Genomic DNA, 15,184 nt, shown 5'->3' with positions numbered 1-15,184 from the left:
TATCACTATGCGGTGGAAATCCGACGCTTTCAGTTGCTGATCGCAAATTTCGTGTTAAATCGCGATGAAACTTGAATATAATCAAGAAGCTACCGCACGACCTTCGCGCGCGGTATTGATATAGATTGCGGGCATGGGATTTTTCTCGAGATCAAAGAAGAAGGATGGTTTGCTGGTCATCGCCCTGCATGGCGAGGGCGTGTTCGCGGCGCGCGTCAAGCACCAGGCCGGGGGCAAGCCGCGCGTCACCCTGGCCGCGTTTTATGCGGCCGACAAAAGCGCCGGTCCGGACATGCTGGAAAAGACCGGCAAGGACTTGCACGCGAACAGTTTTCGCTGCTCAACCGTGCTCGGCGCCGGTGAATACCAGTTGCTTTCGGTCGAGGCGCCCAACGTGCCGGCCGACGAGCTGCGCACCGCCGTGCGCTGGCGCCTGAAAGACATGCTCGATTTCCCGCCCGACCAGGCCGGCATCGACGTGCTCGACATTCCCACCGACAAGGCCCAGGGCCGCAGCCAATCGCTGTTCGCGGTGGCCGCGCGCAACAGCCTGATCGAAAGCCGCCAGAACCGCTTCGTCAACGCCGGCGTGCCGCTGGCGGTGATCGACATTCCCGAAATGGCGCAACGGAATATCTCGGCCCTGCTCGAACCGGAAGGGCGCGGCGTGGCCGTGCTCTCGTTCGGCAGCGAGGGCGGCTTGCTGACTGTCACCTACAACGCCGAGCTGTACCTGGCGCGCCGGATCGACGTGACACTCGAACAATTGCTCGACAGCGACCATGATCGCAAGCACGTGTGCTACGACAAGATCACGCTTGAATTGCAACGTTCGCTCGACCATTTCGACCGCCAGTACAACTTCATCAACGTCTCGAAACTGGTGCTGGCGCCGACCGGCGCGAGCGGGCTCGACGAATACCTGTCCAGCAACCTGTACACCAAGGTCGAGTCGCTCGACCTGGCCAGCGTGCTGGACCTGGACGCGGTGCCGGAACTGGCCGCCGCCGCGCAGCAGCAGCGCTTTTTCCTGACCCTGGGCGCGGCCCTGCGGCAAGAGGAGGTTGCCTCTTGAGCCAGCAAATCAATCTGTTCAACCCGGAGTTTCTCAAGCAGAAGAAGATTTTTACGTCCAGCAACATGCTGCTCGCGCTCGGCGTGCTGGTGGCCGGCGCGCTGGCCATGGTGATGGTGGGCCGCCACAGCATCGGCCGGCTGGAAGCCGAAGCGGCCGCCGGCGCCGACCAGCTGGCGTTGAAAAAGGAGCGCCAGGCCAGGGTCATCGCCGAATTCGCCCCGCGCCAGAAAAGCCGCGAGCTCGAGCTGGAGATCGCCCGCGCCGAAGCCGACCTCGCTTCCTTGCACGATGTCTCGAAGGTGCTGGGCGGACAAACCCTGGTCGTGGCGCGCAAGGGGTATGCGCGCTACTTCAAGGCGCTGGCGCGCCAGGGCGGCGGCGACCTGTGGCTGACCGGGGTGCGCATCGGCGGCGATGGCCACCATATCGGCTTGCAGGGCAGGGCGCTCGACGCCAGCCTGGTGCCGGCCTTCGTCACCCGCCTGGCGCGCGAACCGGCCATGCAGGGCAAGAATTTTTCCAGCTTGCAAATGAGCCGGGCGCGCCTGCGGCTTGACGGCAAGGATGCGCCAGACCCGGGCCAGATGGCGCCGTATATCGATTTCACCCTGCAGGACGTGGCGCCGGCCCGCGTGGCCGCCGCGCCGCGCGCCGCCGACGCCACGCCGCCCGACATGAAGCAGGTGGCGGCCAGCATCAAAGCGGAGGCCGCCAAATGAAAGCGCGCCTGCTCAAGCTGCAAATGAAAATCGACGCCATGAGCGTGCGCGAGCGCGCCATGGTGTTCGGCGCCACGGTCGGCGTGGTCGTGTTCGTGCTGTTCGCCCTCCTGTTCGATCCCCTGTTCGCGCGCCAGAAGACGTTGCGCAACCAGATCAGCCAGCAGCAAAACAATATGCTCGGCATCGATGCCGAAATCACGGCCATGGCGCAATCGAACGCGGTCGACCCCGACCGCGACAACCGCGCGCGGCTGGCGGTGATCAAGGGCGCCAGCGCCAGGTTGTCGGACAGCCTGCGCACCGCGCACAACAGCCTGGTCACGCCCGAAAGCATCGCGCCGCTGCTCGAACGCATTCTCAAGGCCAACGGCCGGCTGCGCCTGGTGGGCGTGAAAAGCTTGCCGGCGATTCCGTTCGCCGGCTCGTTCGACCCCGAGCCGGGCCTGGAGGAGGCCGCAGCGCCGGCGCCCGGCGCGGGCCGCGCCATCTACGCGCACGGCGTCGAAGTGACGGTGCGCGGCAATTACCTGGATATGGTCAACTACATGGACGCGCTCGAAAGCATGCCGGTCCAGCTGTTCTGGGGCAAGGCCCAGCTCGAGGTCGAGACCTATCCCGACGCGCGCCTGAGCCTGACCTTGTACACCTTGAGCCTGGACAAGAAATGGATCACCTTATGAGCGGGATCACTTTATGAGCGCGCGCCGATGGCTGAGCGCGGTGTCGCTGGCGCTGGTGTGGGTGGGGCCGGCCGGCGCCGCCGGGCCGCTGCCCGACCCGACCCGCCCGCCGGCGCGCCTGTACACCCCGGCCGACGACGCTGCGGCGGCGCCGCAGAGCATGGAGCCGCAGTTGCAGTCGGTGCTGATCGCGCGTCATGCGGGCGGGCGCCACGTGGCCGTGATCGACGGCCAGACGGTGCGCCTGGGCGAGCAATTCCGGGGTGCGCGCGTGGCCCGGATGACGGACAATGAAGTTGTACTGGTGAAAGGCAGGGAGCAGCGCGTCTTGCGCCTGTTCCCGCGCACGCCATCCCCTCAGCGGCTTAACGAGAGAGACTGACAAAGAGCATGCACAAACACCGTGTGGACCACCTCGTGATGGCATCAATGATCGCAAGCGCCCTGACCCTGGCCGGCTGCAACAGCGCGCCCAAGCGCGACACGTACGACAACATCACCGCCGCGATGGCGGTGGCCGCCAGGCGCACGCCGCCGCCGCTCGACGAAGCGGTCAGCGCGGCCCTGCTGCCGCCGGTCGCGGCGCTGGCCGGGCAACTGCCCAAGTCGCGCCAGGCGCTGGAAGAACGCTTCAACGTCAGCTTCAACAATGTGCCGGCGCAGCAGTTCTTCCACTCGATCGCCACCGGCACGCGCTACAACATGCTGGTCCATCCCGAGGTGAGCGGCAACATCACCGCCAACCTGAAGGACGTGACCCTGGCCGAAGCGCTCGACGCCGTGCGCGAAATGTACGGCTACGATTTCCGGATCGAGGGCAACCGGGTCTCGGTCAAGCCGCTCACGATGCAGACCCGCATCTTCCAGGTGAATTACCTGGTCGGCAACCGCAGGGGCAAGTCGAACCTGCGCGTGACCTCCACCTCGGTCACCAACAGCGCCAGCAACAGCCAGAACAACGGCGGCAACAGTGGCGGCAATAACGGCGGCAATAACAGCGGCGGCAACAACAACGGCGGCAACAACGGCGGCAACAACAATGGCCAGGAGGGTGGCAACAACAATAGCGGCAACAACGGGCCAAGCGACAGCACCAACGTCAGCACCACCTCGGACAGCGACTTCTGGCTCGAACTGAAGACCTCGCTCGCGGCGATCGTCGGCTCCAAGGAGCTGGGGCGCAGCGTGGTGGTCAATCCGCAATCGGGCGTGGTGGTGATCCGCGCCATGCCGGAGGAACTGCGCAATGTCGACATGTTCCTCAAGGCGACCCAGCTCTCGGTCGGGCGCCAGGTCATCCTGGAAGCCAAGATCCTCGAGGTGGAACTGAACGACAGCTTCCAGAGCGGCATCAACTGGGCCTCGTTCGCCTCGTTCCGAGGCGCGCACGGCAACCGCGTCTCGACCGGTTTCCTGCAGCCGGGCACCTCGCTGGCGCCGCTGCCGTATAACGGCGGCCAGCCGGCGGTCATCGGCGACGCGAAGTCCCTGACGGCCAGCACCGGTTTCCTGCTCTCGAATGCGGCGGCCTCGGCCGGATCGATGTTCGGCCTGGCTTTCCAGACCAGCAATTTCGCCGCCCTGATTTCATTCCTGGAATCGCAGGGCACCGTGCACGTGCTGTCGAGCCCGCGCATTGCCACGATCAACAACCAGAAAGCCGTGCTCAAGATCGGCACCGACGAGTTTTACGTGACCGGCGTCTCGACCACGACCAGCACCGGCGACAACAACAATACCGTCAGCCCGAGCGTGACCCTGCAACCGTTCTTTTCGGGCGTGGTGCTCGACGTGACCCCGCAGATCGATGAGAAGGGCAATATTTTGCTGCACGTGCACCCGTCGGTCAGCCAGGTCAGCACGGTCAGCAAGTCGGTCAACCTGGGCAGTGCCGGCAACCTGAGCCTGCCGCTGGCGGCCTCGTCCACGTCGGAAATCGACAGCATGGTGCGCGGGCAGGATGGGCGGGTGGTGGCCATTGGCGGCCTGATGCGCCAGTCCTCGACCGCCGACGGCAACCAGATCCCGGGCGCGGGCAATATCCCGGTGCTCGGCAACCTGTTTCGCAACAAGAGCAACGTCAACCAGAAGCGCGAACTGGTGGTGCTGATCAAGCCGACCATCGTCGACGGCGCCAACAGCTGGAACCAGGACCTGATCGACACCAGCCGCCGCTTCGACGAACTCGATCCGCGCGCGGCGGGACAACGCTAGCATGTACACCTCGCACTTCGGCCTGCGCGAAGTCCCGTTCGGCATCACGCCGGACACGAGTTTCTTTTTCACCAGCCCGCATTCGCAGGAAGCGCTCAACACCCTGCTGGTGGCGGCCAGGAATGGCGAAGGTTTCATCAAGATCACGGGCGAAGTCGGCACCGGCAAGACGCTGCTGTGCCGCAAGTTCATGGCGACCCTGGGCGACGGCTTCGTCACCGCCTACATTCCCAATCCCTACCTTGAACCGCGCACCCTGATGCTGGCGCTGGCCGACGAACTGGCACTGGTGCTCGACAAAGATGTCGACCAGCACCAGCTGCTCAAGGCCATCACCCAGAGGCTGATGGCGCTGGCGAGCGAGGGCAAGCGCGTGCTGCTGTGCCTGGACGAAGCGCAGGCGATTCCGATCGAGAGCCTGGAAGCGCTGCGCCTCTTGACCAACCTGGAAACCGAAAAGCGCAAGCTGTTGCAGATCGTGCTGTTCGGCCAGCCCGAGCTGAACCGCAACCTGGCGCTGCAATCGATCCGCCAGCTGGCCCAGCGCATCACCTTTCACTACCATCTGGGGCCGTTGACGCGCGACGACGTCGAGTATTACCTGGCGCACCGGCTGCGCGTGGCCGGATTTAGCGGTGCGCGGCTGTTCAGCCGGCCGGCCGTGGGCGCCTTGTACGCGGCCAGCGGCGGCATTCCGCGGCTGGTTAACATTCTCGCGCACAAGGCGCTGATGCTGTGCTACGGGCAAGGCAAGCAGCAAGTGAGCCGGCGCCACGTGAGCGCGGCGGTGCGCGATACGATTTCCGCCAGGCGCCGTCGGTGGCCCTGGCTCGCCGCGCTGGCGCTGGCCCTGGCGGCGGGCGGCGGACTTACCTGGGCCTTGAACACATGAGTCTGATCAACAAGATGCTGCAAGACCTCGACGCGCGCGGCTCGCAGGGCGGTGATGCGGCGCAGTCCGAAGTGCGCCCGGTCGGGCGTGGCGAACGCGCCGTGCCGGCCCCGCTGGTGATGGGGGCGCTGGCCGGCGTGCTGATCCTCTCGGTGGGCGGCGTGTATGGCTGGCGCGTGCTGCACCAGCCGGCCGTGGCGCCGGTGGCGCTGGTGACGCCGGCCACGCCGATTCAACAGGCTGTGATCACTCCGCCGCAACCGTTGCCGGCGCCGCAGGTGGCGGCCGTGGCCACGGCGCCGCTGGCGCAGCCCAAGCCGGCGCTGCCGGTGGAACCGACGCCAGCCGCGCCGCCACGCGAGCGCGTTGCGGCAGCGCAGGTGGAGAAGCCGGCGCCGCAAGCGGACAAGCCGGCCCGCCGCGCCAGGACGGTTGCGAGCGATGAGGCGACCGCGCCGCAGGCCGGCCGCCAGGCGGCGGGCGGGCAGGGCGCGGAGGGTGTCTACCGGCGCAGCCTGGCCAGCCTGCAGGACGGGCGCGTGAGCGACGCGGTGGCGCAGCTGGAGCAGGCGCTGGCGGCCGATCCGCGCCATGAGGCGGCGCGCCAGACCCTGGTCGGGATCCAGATCGAACAGGGCCGCACGGTCGAGGCGATGCGTTTGCTGCAAGCCGGCCTGGCGCTCGACGCCAGGCAGCCGGCCATGGCCATGCTGCTGGCGCGCATGCAGATCGACGGCGGCGCGTCCGGCGTGGATACCTTGATGGCAAGTTTGCCGGCGGCCGGCGGCAATGGCGAGTACCGCGCCTTCCTGGCCGGCGCCTTGCAGCGCGAACGGCGCCACCAGGAGGCGGTGGAGCAGTATCAGGCGGCGCTGCGCAGTGCGCCGGACAATGGCGTCTGGTGGATGGGGCTGGGGATGTCGCTGGAGGCCGAGAAGCGCCTGCCGGAGGCGCTGGCGGCGTTCCAGCGCGCCAGGGCGGCGGGCAACCTGTCGCCGGAGCTGCAAGGCTTTGTCGAGCGCAAGGTGGGGGCGCTGGGACGCTGACCGGTTCCCAGGCACGCCCGGCTCCCCGCCCAGTCGGCCGATCAATTCCCGGTGTTTGGACGCACCGCGGCGATGGCCTCGATTTCTATCATGGCCGCCGGATCGTACAGGGCCTTGACTTCGGCGATGGTATCGGCCGGGTAGGGCGCCGTGAAGAACCGGCGACGCAGTTCCACCACCTCCTTGAAGTTGCCCATGTCGGTCACGAAGATCGTGACCTTGACGACGGCGTCGAGGCCCGAGCCGCCGGCGTCGAGCACGCGCTTGAGGTTGGCGAAAGCCTGTTCGCCCTGGGCGCGGAAACCGCCGTCGACGATTTTCCCATCGTCGCCGGCGCCCGCCTGCCCGGAGACGAAGAGCAGGTCGCCCCATTTGATCGCTTGGGAAAGCAGGAAGGGTTCGTAATTGTCCGGCTGGGTGATGATTCGTTCGAGCATGGTTGACTCCTTGGTCACGGTAGGGGATGCGGGTGCGGCGCCAGCGGTGCCGCAGGGAGAAGATAGGCGTGCGCCGTGACGTTGACAAACGCTCATTTGTCAGGCATAAGATGAGTTCATTTCACCTGTAGGCGCAATGCGGCGACTTCCCCCACTTTCGGCACTACGCGCGTTCGAAGCGGCAGCCCGGCATGGCAGCTTCAAGCAAGCCGCCAATGAACTCGCCGTCACGCCGACCGCGATCAGCCATCAGATTCGCGCTCTCGAGGAATTGACCGGATTGACCCTGTTCGAGCGGCAGGTGCGCAAAGTCGTCCTGACCGACGCCGGGGTGGAGCTGTATCCGGTGCTGCGTGACGGTTTCAACGCATTCGAAACGGTCTTGCAGCGCCTCGAGACGGCGCAGGCGCGGCGCCGGGTCGTCATCTCGGCGACCAATGCGTTCATGGCGCGCTGGCTCGCGCCCCGGGTGGCGCACTTTCGACAGATGTACCCGGACATCGATCTGGAGCTGCATGCATCCGATCAGGCAGTCGAGCTCGGGTCCGACCGTGCCGACATAGCGATTCGCTACGGGCGCGGGCCGTATTCGGGCATGGTCGCGCAGCCGCTGTTCGCCGACCGCTTCGCGCCGGTGTCCGGCCCCCAGCTTGGCCTGTTGACACTGGCGGACCTGGACCAGGTCCCGTTGATCGATTTCAAGTGGAGCCACGCGCATCCGCTCAACCCGACCTGGAAGAACTGGTTCGCACAAGCGGGCTTGCCGTGGAAGTCACATCACGGCCAGCTACTTTTTTCTGGTGAAGACCATGCGATCCAGGCGGCGCTGGCCGGCCAGGGAATTGCGCTTCTGAGCCTGGAACTGGTGGCCGCCGACATCGCGGCAGGGCGCCTGGCGCAGCCGTTCGGCCCGAGCATGGCGGGGCATGCGTATCATCTGGTCCGCAGTGCGGGACAGCGGCACGGGCCACATGTCGACGCGGCATGGGAATGGTTGCGCAGCCAGGCCGATGCACCGACCAGCCCTGTCGCGCTGCCCGGACCCACCGGGTGAGGCAGGGGAACGACGCGTTAGCTACAAACTCGCCAACTCTCCCCAAATCTGCTTCATCGGAAACCTTAACTTCGCATGATCCTCATGCAAGGCTTCCGTAATCGCGCAGCCCGGCTCGCTGGTGACACGCTCGCGCGCCTCGCCCGGGCTCTTGCCATCGGCCGTGCGCAGCACATGCACGCCGACTCCCGCGCCATCTTGGGCGCGGTGCGACACCACGCCCAGTTCGGCATTCTCGAGCCGTACCAGCGTCCCCGGAGGATAGGCCCCGATCTGCGTGGCGAAGTGGCCCAGCACGATCTGGTCGTACGGCATCTCGTTGCCCGCCCCCAGCCGTTCCAGCGCCTGCGGCGGCAGCAGGGAGCGCCGGTAATTGCGCGCTGAAACGAAGGCGCAGTAGCGGTCGGCCAGCCCGATCAGCTTGGCGTTCTGCGAAATCTCATCGCCGAGTTTGCCGGCCGGATAGCCGCTGCCGTCATCATTTTCATGATGCAGCAACACCAGGTCGAGCCATGCCTCGTCGTGCACGCCGGCCCAGCGCAGCATCTCGACGCTGGCCGACGGATGGCGCCGCACCAGCGCCCGTTCTTCATGCGACAGCGCGCCATCCTTGTTCTGGAACAGTTCGGCCTGGCGCACCATGCCCACGTTCATGCTCAGCGCGGCCGCCGTGACCACCAGCACTTCGGCCGGCGACTTGCCCATCGCGCGCGCGATCAGGCAGGCGATCACGGCCGCCTCGGTGCAATGGCGCACCGCGTAGGCACCGGCAATCTGGTTCAGGAAAATGGCGGCCAGCGCCACGTCGCCGCCGCGTTCGACGGTGGCGATCAGCTCGGCGGCGGCGGCGCGCAGTTCGCGGTCGGCGCCGCCCTGGTCGCGCAAGTCCATCAGGGTGCGTTCGAGGCCGCGGTTGATCTGGTTGAGCGATTGCAGCACCGACACCGGCGCCGACGCTTCGGCGTACAGGCCGGCCGCGAGCCAGTCGTCCAATTCGCCGGGCGCGAGCACCTGGCCCTTTTTCAGCAGCGGACGGGCGGCCGACGGCGTGCTGAAAACATCCCAGCGCAAGGGTTCGCCGAACGCCAGGTCTGCCATGGTGATGCGCCTGATTGCCATGATGTTGGTTCCAGCTCCGGTAGATCACAATCTGGCCAGACGCTCCAGCGCCAGGTGTCGTCTTGCTTGGCGAAGCAAAAACGCACAATGTCCGATGCCCGGCCATTGCTGTACAACGCGGACACGGGAAGGGCGGCGACCTTGATCACGGTGGTCAGCCATTGTGCGAATTCCGACTCCAGTATAGGCGAAATTGCCTCGACCATGACACATTGAAAATAGGTCGCGTCGGATGGCAACAACGTGCAGCGCGAGCCTGTCAGGCCCTCGCGGAACAGGTCACGCTTGCGCCGGTAAAAGTCCTGCATGTCGGCCGCGCGCAGTACCGGGGCGGTCGGGTCGTGCGGGGCATGATGACGATCAGGCGCGTGCGCGGCATGACCGCGCGCGCCGCACACATTGGCGATCCTGGCCGCGACGGCGCAGCGCAGGACGTGCCACACCCACCGCTTGCACGGGCGGTTCAGACGTACGGGGATTTGTGGGTAATTGAAGCGTGGCTGAAGCACCACGCGAACATGATATCGGTAGTGGCATTGGCAATCGTGTCGGGGATGTTGATTTTGACTCTGCCGACATTAACAACACGTATCCTCGGATTCGAATTGGACGTTTCCCTGTCCTCAATGGCAAAATCACGAACAGCATAGTCGATACCGCTGAAGTTGCCCTCCGGGTCGCCATGGGTCCCGCTGTAGATCGTCAATCTGCCTTCATGGCGGTATTGCTCAACCACCTTTTCGACGTCTTGAGCGGAAACCTCGCGATGATTGGCGGTCCAGACGATGCGGTCGCCATAAACTCGTTGTATAAAATGTCGCGTGTTATGGAATGGCACTTTTTGATCTCCCGTTAATTGAGTGAAAGCGTTCCTTCCGACGAAGGTGTGAACTGTGTGAAAGCTTTCCAAGCCGCGCGCCAGATGAGCGTCGTGAACGATCGACGCGCTTGTTGCATTTTAGCGTTGAATGTATTTTTGTACAATGTTGTTCGGGAGCGGGGACCTGGGGTCCGCGCTCCATCACAGCCTGGCGAGGCGCTCCAGCGCCAGGCGCAAGGTGTCGTCTTGCTTGGCGAAGCAAAAGCGCACGATGCCCGATTCCTGGCCCTTGCTGTAAAACGCGGACACGGGAATGGCGGCGACCTTGATCTCGGTGGTGAGCCATTGTGCAAATTCGGACTCCGGCATCGGCGACATCGCGTCGTACCGGACACACTGAAAATAGGTGCCGTCGGCTGGCAACAAGGTGAAGCGGGAGCCCTTCAAGCCATCGCGGAACAGGTCGCGCTTGCGCTGGTAAAACGCCGGCAAGTCCAGGTAAGGCGCGGGGTCGGCCATGTAGCTCGCCAGGCCATGCTGCATCGGCGTGTTGACGCTGAAGACATTGTATTGATGTACCTTGCGAAATTCCGCCATCAGGCTGGCCGGGGCGGCGACGTAGCCGATTTTCCAGCCAGTGACGTGATACGTCTTGCCAAAGCTCGATACCACGAAGCTGCGTTCGGCCAGCTCCGGATAACGGCTCACCGACTCGTGGCGCGCGCCGTCGTAGACCATGTGCTCGTACACCTCGTCCGACAGGATCAGTATGTCGCTGCCGCGCACGATGTCGGCCAGCGCTTGCAGGTCGGCCGCGCGCAGCACCGAGCCGGTCGGGTTGTGCGGAGTGTTGATGACGATCAGGCGCGTGCGCGGCGTGACCGCTGCTGCGAGCCGGTCCCACGGCACGGTGTAGCCTTGCTCGCCGAGCTCCATCGCGACCGGCACCGGCACGCCGCCGGCCAGGGCGATGGCCGGCAAATAGCTGTCGTAGGCCGGTTCGATGACGATCACCTCGTCGCCCGGATGCACGCAGCAGAAGATGGCGGTGGTCAGGGCCTGGGTGGCGCCGGCGGTGACGGTGATTTCGCTGGCGGCATCGTAGCGCGCGCCGTACACGGTCGCGATCTTGGCCGCGATGGCGGCGCGCAGGGCGGGCACGCCGGTCATCATCGGATACTGGTTGTGGCCGGCGCGCATGGCGGCGTCGACATGATCGAGCAGGGCCGGCTCGCAGGCAAAGTCGGGAAAGCCCTGGCCCAGGTTGACCGCCCCATGCTCGCTGGCCAGCGCCGACATCAGCGAAAAAACGGTGGTGCCGACGGCGGGCAGGCGGGTGTGCAGGACGGGAGTGGACATGGGCGATCGGAAAGTTAAGCGGACAGCTATTCTAGCGCAGGCGCGCGTTGCCACCCGCCGGCCGGATGGGAACCAGCGGAGGGCTGGTATGGTGGCTCACCGGAGGGTTCATTCCGGTTGTTAGCAAAGAAAAACAGGAAAACGGATGGCGAAAAAGCAGAAATACGACGCAGCGCTCACTTTCATGACCGGATGCGTGATCGAGAAGGACTATATCTATCTGTGCGCAGAGCTAGACAGTCTCGACCCCGAAGACCGGTATTCCCGTGTCCTCTTCTTCGACAATCAACAAGCGCAGGATCAATGGGTTCACCTCGACTTACCCGGTTGGACAGGTGTTTCGGTGTGCGTTGCCAGGGCCGGCCCGCGCCGTATGTATTGCACCCTGTCCAGCGAAGGGCAGGTGCGCCTCGAATACGTGGGCGGCGAGATCATCGAGCAGATTGCCGACGCCGGCTTGAGCACGCCCGAGGCGGACAAGTACGGCTATGTTAGCGCCATTCGTGAAATCGGCCAGCGGCTGTACGTGTGCGGCGGCATGGGGCAGGTGTATCGCCGCGAGCATGACACCTGGGTGCATGCCGACCACGGTTTGCTGCAGTCGTCCAGCAGCGTCGATGCCATGCTGGCCCGACTGCACGCGGGCGATCTCAGCGACATCGACAACTTGTTCGCGGACACCATGATGCTCAGCGATATCAACGGTATCAGTGAGGCGGATATCTACACGGTCGGCGATTCAGGCAGGATTTTTCACCATGACGGAACGGCCTGGCGTCCGGTCCGGTGCGATACGGATGCCATACTGCTCGCCGTCTGCTGCGCCAGCGCGGACGCGGTGTGGGTGTGCGGCTATCATGGCACCCTGCTGCACGGCAATTGGAAAGAGGGCTTCGCCGCAGTCGGTGCTGGCGATGCCGATGAGATCTTTTCCAGCGTCGCCGTGTTTGGCGATACCGTCTATCTCGCTTCGGAAAGCGGCCTGTTCACCTTCAACGGTGAACACATCGAGCGCTTGCGCACCGGCCTGGTTCCGGACATTGCCGACGCCAACGTGCTGGACGTGCACGATGGCGTGCTGTGGTCGTTCGGATTCAAGGACCTGGCGTGCTTCGATGGAACGACATGGACGCGTGTGGCGTTTCCGGATAATCCTCCACTGCGCCATGCGAGCTGAATTGAACACTGACAGGAAGATCGAGGCCGTTATATGAATCACCATGAACAGAAACGTATCGTTATCGTCGGCGCGGGCATTGTCGGGGCATCGCTCGCGTACCACCTGGCGCGCAAGGGCGCGCAGGTCACGGTCGTCGAGGCCGGCGCCATCGCCTCCGGCGTGACCGGGCGATCATTCGCATGGATTAATACGTCCGCCATGAGTCCCGATCCCATTGCGCAATTGCGCGGTGCCGCCATCGATGCGTACCGCCACCTGGAAACGCAGCTGCCTGGACTGAAGATTCAATGGACGGGCGCCCTGTCGTATGGCCTCGACGCAGGGGAAGCCATGCCGCCTGGCACGGTACTGGTGGACCGGTTTCGCATAGCCCGGCTGGAACCGCATCTCAGGAACCCGCCCAGCCAGGCCGCCTACGCGCCAAGGCAGGGCGCGCTCGATGCGGTGGTGGCGACGCAGGCATTGATCGCAGGCGCCAGGGAGCATGGGGCGACGATACTCACGCAGACGCCGGTTCTCGCCCTTGCAGTCGAGGGCGCGCGGGTGACGGGGATCGAGACGGGCAGCGGCACGATCGACGCAGACACGGTGGTGCTGGCAGCCGGCACCGGCATCGGACGACTGACCGACAAATTGCATGTCTCGCTTCCAATCGTATCTTCCCCGGCGGTATTCATGCGCTACACATCCCGGCCCGGTCTTGTTCGCACCATCATCTCCAGCGCTGCAATGGAGGTGCGGCAAGGCGCGGATGGGACCTTGTTCGCGGCCGAGGATTTTCTCGATGATACTGTCGGCAACCAGCCATTGGCCATGGCGCTACGCACTGCTGGCGCAATCGGCAATGAACTCGACGGGGCTGGCGAGATCAAGCCGGCATGGGCCTGCGTTGGCCTGCGCCCCATGCCGGCCGATGGGATTCCCATCATTGGCTATCTGCCCGCTGTCGCAGGCCTGTATGTTTGCACGATGCATCCGGGAGTGACCTTGGCGGCGATCGCTGGCCGCCTTGCGAGCGAGGAGATCATGGATGGCGAGCGATCGGCAGCCCTCGGCCCATGCGGTCCGGAACGTTTTCTGGCCAGTCCGGCGACCTGACATTGCCAGCCCGGCGCGCTGTCGGCGGGCGTGTGATTTTGGCATCGTGCGCAGTACAAAACAGGCGCATCTGCACACGGTTCAGACGGCCTCGGCAGCGGCCAGCTTGACCCAGGCTTCCGGCAGCATGATGCGGAACATGCCGGCCTGGGCCGTCTTGCGCGCCAGTTTCAGCAGGGCCTTGTCCTTAGTGATGAGAATGTCGGCGCCGGCGTCGCGCGCCAGCTCGAGGAATTTCTGGTCGTCGCGGTCGGTGCACACCGGCAGGCGCACCGGTTTGGCGTCGGGCGCGACCACGGTGATGAGGGCGTCGAAGCGCGCGGCTGCTAGCGGGCGGCTGGCCTCGTCGAGCGGCAGGTGCTTGTAGTGCAGCACCACCAGGTATTCTTCGCGACAATCGGCGCGCGTGACGGCCTCGACCGAGCCGCTGTCGATGGCGGCCAGCAGGCTGGCCCAGCGGGGATCGTGGAAGACGAACAGGTCGAGGCAGACATTGGTGTCGAGCACGATGCGTTTGGCTGGAGCGGGTATCATATTGGTCTGTTTATTCGTAGTAAGTTGATTGAATCTTATGCTGATTGTTTTGTCGCCCGCCAAATCGCTGGACCTGGACACGCCCCCGACCACCAAACTCCACAGTACACCCGCTTTCCTGGACCGATCCAGCGCCCTGATCGAGGTGCTGCGCCACTATTCGCCGGCCGAGTTGGGCAGCCTGATGCACATTTCCGACGCGCTGGCCGTGCTCAACGTCGGCCGTTATGCCAGCTGGAGCGTTGACACCAAGGAAGCGCGCCAGGCGATCATGGCCTTCAATGGCGACGTGTACGCCGGTTTCGACGCCCGTTCGCTCAAACCGGGCCAGCTCGACTATGCGCAACGCAGCGTGCGTATTCTATCCGGCCTGTACGGCGTGCTGCGTCCGCTCGACCTGATCCACCCGCACCGGCTGGAGATGGGCACCAAGCTGGCCACCGGGGCGGGCAAGGACCTGTACGCTTTTTGGGGCGAGACGGTCACGGGCGCGCTCAATGCCGCCATTGCCGACAAGGAGGCCAGGGTACTGGTCAACCTGGCGTCGGAAGAATACTTCAAGTCGGTCAAGCCCAAGTTGTTGACGGTGCCGGTGATCACGCCCGTGTTCGAGGACTGGAAAGGCGGCAAGTACAAGATCATTTCGTTCTACGCCAAGCGGGCGCGCGGCTTGATGGCGCGCTATGCGGCGGTCAAGGGCATCGTGGACGCCGACAAGCTCAAGGGCTTCAAGGTGGACGGATATGCGTTCGACAAGAAGGATTCGGACGAGCGGACCTGGATTTTCCGGCGCAAGGTGGAGGAGTAACAAACTTCTCCCGCCGGCCGGTGTCAGGTCTCTTAAGAAACAACACCGCCGCCCCCTCCCGGCCATGGTGTTGTTCATGCGGTAGCCGGGGTAAGTGTCATGCCCAACTGTTCCGCGCGTTTTGCAAGATTGCGTAGCAGGCG

The 15,184-nt window shown here is 64.8% G+C and carries 17 protein-coding genes; 11 read left to right on the top strand and 6 right to left on the bottom strand.

Going from position 1 to position 15,184, the window contains the following annotated elements; all coding sequences use genetic code 11:
- The first annotated feature begins 133 nt into the window (after positions 1 to 133).
- From F0185_RS31330 to F0185_RS35255, 7 genes are read left to right on the top strand one after another with little or no spacing between them, the layout of a single operon-like run.
- Positions 134 to 1,075, top strand: coding sequence for a type IV pilus biogenesis protein PilM (locus F0185_RS31330; protein WP_167232187.1), 942 nt, complete (start codon positions 134 to 136; stop codon positions 1,073 to 1,075).
- Positions 1,072 to 1,797 carry a PilN domain-containing protein gene (locus F0185_RS31325; protein WP_187362701.1) on the top strand — a complete coding sequence of 242 codons (726 nt, stop codon included), beginning with the start codon at positions 1,072 to 1,074 and terminating at the stop codon, positions 1,795 to 1,797. Before F0185_RS31330 ends, F0185_RS31325 begins: the two co-directional genes overlap by 4 nt.
- Positions 1,794 to 2,480, top strand: coding sequence for a type II secretion system protein M (locus tag F0185_RS31320; RefSeq protein WP_167232185.1), 687 nt, complete (start codon positions 1,794 to 1,796; stop codon positions 2,478 to 2,480). The genes F0185_RS31325 and F0185_RS31320 overlap by 4 nt, the downstream gene beginning before the upstream one ends.
- Positions 2,481 to 2,493: 13 nt before the next feature.
- Positions 2,494 to 2,862 (top strand): hypothetical protein, encoded by a 369-nt coding sequence (locus F0185_RS31315; RefSeq protein WP_229477286.1) that lies wholly within the window; start codon positions 2,494 to 2,496, stop codon positions 2,860 to 2,862.
- Between the two features lie 38 nt (positions 2,863 to 2,900).
- Positions 2,901 to 4,694 carry a pilus (MSHA type) biogenesis protein MshL gene (gene mshL / locus F0185_RS31310; protein WP_441295237.1) on the top strand — a complete coding sequence of 598 codons (1,794 nt, stop codon included), beginning with the start codon at positions 2,901 to 2,903 and terminating at the stop codon, positions 4,692 to 4,694.
- Position 4,695: 1 nt separating this feature from the next.
- Positions 4,696 to 5,586, top strand: a complete 891-nt coding sequence (locus F0185_RS31305; RefSeq protein ID WP_167232183.1) for an ExeA family protein — start codon at positions 4,696 to 4,698, stop codon at positions 5,584 to 5,586.
- A complete protein-coding gene (locus tag F0185_RS35255; RefSeq protein WP_167232181.1) occupies positions 5,583 to 6,632 on the top strand; it encodes a tetratricopeptide repeat protein in 1,050 nt (349 codons plus the stop codon). Before F0185_RS31305 ends, F0185_RS35255 begins: the two co-directional genes overlap by 4 nt.
- A 41-nt stretch (positions 6,633 to 6,673) precedes the next feature.
- On the opposite strand, the gene F0185_RS31295 is transcribed toward F0185_RS35255, so the two are convergent.
- The gene (locus tag F0185_RS31295) at positions 6,674 to 7,069 is read right to left on the bottom strand and encodes a RidA family protein (protein ID WP_167232179.1); all 396 of its coding nucleotides are present in this window, start codon (positions 7,067 to 7,069) and stop codon (positions 6,674 to 6,676) included.
- 136 nt (positions 7,070 to 7,205) lie between these two features.
- On the opposite strand from F0185_RS31295, the gene F0185_RS31290 reads away from it, so the two are divergent.
- Positions 7,206 to 8,123 carry a LysR substrate-binding domain-containing protein gene (locus F0185_RS31290; protein WP_167232177.1) on the top strand — a complete coding sequence of 306 codons (918 nt, stop codon included), beginning with the start codon at positions 7,206 to 7,208 and terminating at the stop codon, positions 8,121 to 8,123.
- Between the two features lie 21 nt (positions 8,124 to 8,144).
- On the opposite strand, the gene F0185_RS31285 is transcribed toward F0185_RS31290, so the two are convergent.
- From F0185_RS31285 to F0185_RS31270, 4 genes are all read right to left on the bottom strand, one after another.
- Entirely contained in the window at positions 8,145 to 9,221 is a 1,077-nt protein-coding gene (locus F0185_RS31285) for an HD-GYP domain-containing protein (RefSeq protein ID WP_229477288.1), read from the bottom strand.
- Complete coding sequence (locus tag F0185_RS35540) at positions 9,146 to 9,685, bottom strand: pyridoxal phosphate-dependent aspartate aminotransferase family protein (protein ID WP_167232173.1); 540 nt, start codon at positions 9,683 to 9,685, stop codon at positions 9,146 to 9,148. Before F0185_RS35540 ends, F0185_RS31285 begins: the two co-directional genes overlap by 76 nt.
- 20 nt (positions 9,686 to 9,705) lie before the next feature.
- Complete coding sequence (locus tag F0185_RS31275; RefSeq protein WP_167232171.1) at positions 9,706 to 10,152, bottom strand: hypothetical protein; 447 nt, start codon at positions 10,150 to 10,152, stop codon at positions 9,706 to 9,708.
- A gap of 111 nt (positions 10,153 to 10,263) precedes the next feature.
- Entirely contained in the window at positions 10,264 to 11,421 is a 1,158-nt protein-coding gene (locus F0185_RS31270) for a pyridoxal phosphate-dependent aminotransferase (protein WP_167232169.1), read from the bottom strand.
- A gap of 145 nt (positions 11,422 to 11,566) precedes the next feature.
- Here F0185_RS31270 and F0185_RS31265 point away from each other — a divergent pair, with 145 nt between their 5' ends.
- Positions 11,567 to 12,598, top strand: coding sequence for a WD40/YVTN/BNR-like repeat-containing protein (locus tag F0185_RS31265; RefSeq protein WP_167232167.1), 1,032 nt, complete (start codon positions 11,567 to 11,569; stop codon positions 12,596 to 12,598).
- Between the two features lie 33 nt (positions 12,599 to 12,631).
- The gene (locus tag F0185_RS31260) at positions 12,632 to 13,699 is read left to right on the top strand and encodes an NAD(P)/FAD-dependent oxidoreductase (protein ID WP_167232165.1); all 1,068 of its coding nucleotides are present in this window, start codon (positions 12,632 to 12,634) and stop codon (positions 13,697 to 13,699) included.
- 81 nt (positions 13,700 to 13,780) lie between these two features.
- On the opposite strand, the gene F0185_RS31255 is transcribed toward F0185_RS31260, so the two are convergent.
- On the bottom strand, positions 13,781 to 14,233 hold the full coding sequence (locus tag F0185_RS31255; RefSeq protein ID WP_167232163.1) for a putative toxin-antitoxin system toxin component, PIN family: 453 nt from the start codon (positions 14,231 to 14,233) through the stop codon (positions 13,781 to 13,783).
- Between the two features lie 37 nt (positions 14,234 to 14,270).
- Here F0185_RS31255 and yaaA point away from each other — a divergent pair, with 37 nt between their 5' ends.
- A complete protein-coding gene (yaaA, locus tag F0185_RS31250) occupies positions 14,271 to 15,041 on the top strand; it encodes a peroxide stress protein YaaA (protein WP_167232161.1) in 771 nt (256 codons plus the stop codon).
- Positions 15,042 to 15,184: the final 143 nt, after the last annotated feature.

The sequence above is a fragment of the Massilia rubra genome, assembly GCF_011682065.1.
Classification (GTDB): domain Bacteria; phylum Pseudomonadota; class Gammaproteobacteria; order Burkholderiales; family Burkholderiaceae_D; genus Telluria_A; species Telluria_A rubra.
Note: the sequence above shows the minus strand (reverse complement) of the source record. Positions and strands in the feature narration are given on the sequence as shown.

Bases quoted from the DNA above. Each gene is read 5' to 3' on its own strand.
- F0185_RS31330 (WP_167232187.1), top strand. From the start codon at position 134: ATGGGATTTTTCTCGAGATCAAAGAAGAAGGATGGTTTGCTGGTCATC.
- F0185_RS31320 (WP_167232185.1), top strand. From the start codon at position 1,794: ATGAAAGCGCGCCTGCTCAAGCTGCAAATGAAAATCGACGCCATGAGC.
- F0185_RS31315 (WP_229477286.1), top strand. From the start codon at position 2,494: ATGAGCGCGCGCCGATGGCTGAGCGCGGTGTCGCTGGCGCTGGTGTGG.
- mshL (WP_441295237.1), top strand. From the start codon at position 2,901: ATGGCATCAATGATCGCAAGCGCCCTGACCCTGGCCGGCTGCAACAGC.
- F0185_RS31305 (WP_167232183.1), top strand. From the start codon at position 4,696: ATGTACACCTCGCACTTCGGCCTGCGCGAAGTCCCGTTCGGCATCACG.
- F0185_RS35255 (WP_167232181.1), top strand. From the start codon at position 5,583: ATGAGTCTGATCAACAAGATGCTGCAAGACCTCGACGCGCGCGGCTCG.
- F0185_RS31295 (WP_167232179.1), bottom strand. From the start codon at position 7,069: ATGCTCGAACGAATCATCACCCAGCCGGACAATTACGAACCCTTCCTG.
- F0185_RS31290 (WP_167232177.1), top strand. From the start codon at position 7,206: ATGCGGCGACTTCCCCCACTTTCGGCACTACGCGCGTTCGAAGCGGCA.
- F0185_RS31285 (WP_229477288.1), bottom strand. From the start codon at position 9,221: ATGGCAGACCTGGCGTTCGGCGAACCCTTGCGCTGGGATGTTTTCAGC.
- F0185_RS31270 (WP_167232169.1), bottom strand. From the start codon at position 11,421: ATGTCCACTCCCGTCCTGCACACCCGCCTGCCCGCCGTCGGCACCACC.
- F0185_RS31265 (WP_167232167.1), top strand. From the start codon at position 11,567: ATGGCGAAAAAGCAGAAATACGACGCAGCGCTCACTTTCATGACCGGA.
- F0185_RS31260 (WP_167232165.1), top strand. From the start codon at position 12,632: ATGAATCACCATGAACAGAAACGTATCGTTATCGTCGGCGCGGGCATT.
- F0185_RS31255 (WP_167232163.1), bottom strand. From the start codon at position 14,233: ATGATACCCGCTCCAGCCAAACGCATCGTGCTCGACACCAATGTCTGC.
- yaaA (WP_167232161.1), top strand. From the start codon at position 14,271: ATGCTGATTGTTTTGTCGCCCGCCAAATCGCTGGACCTGGACACGCCC.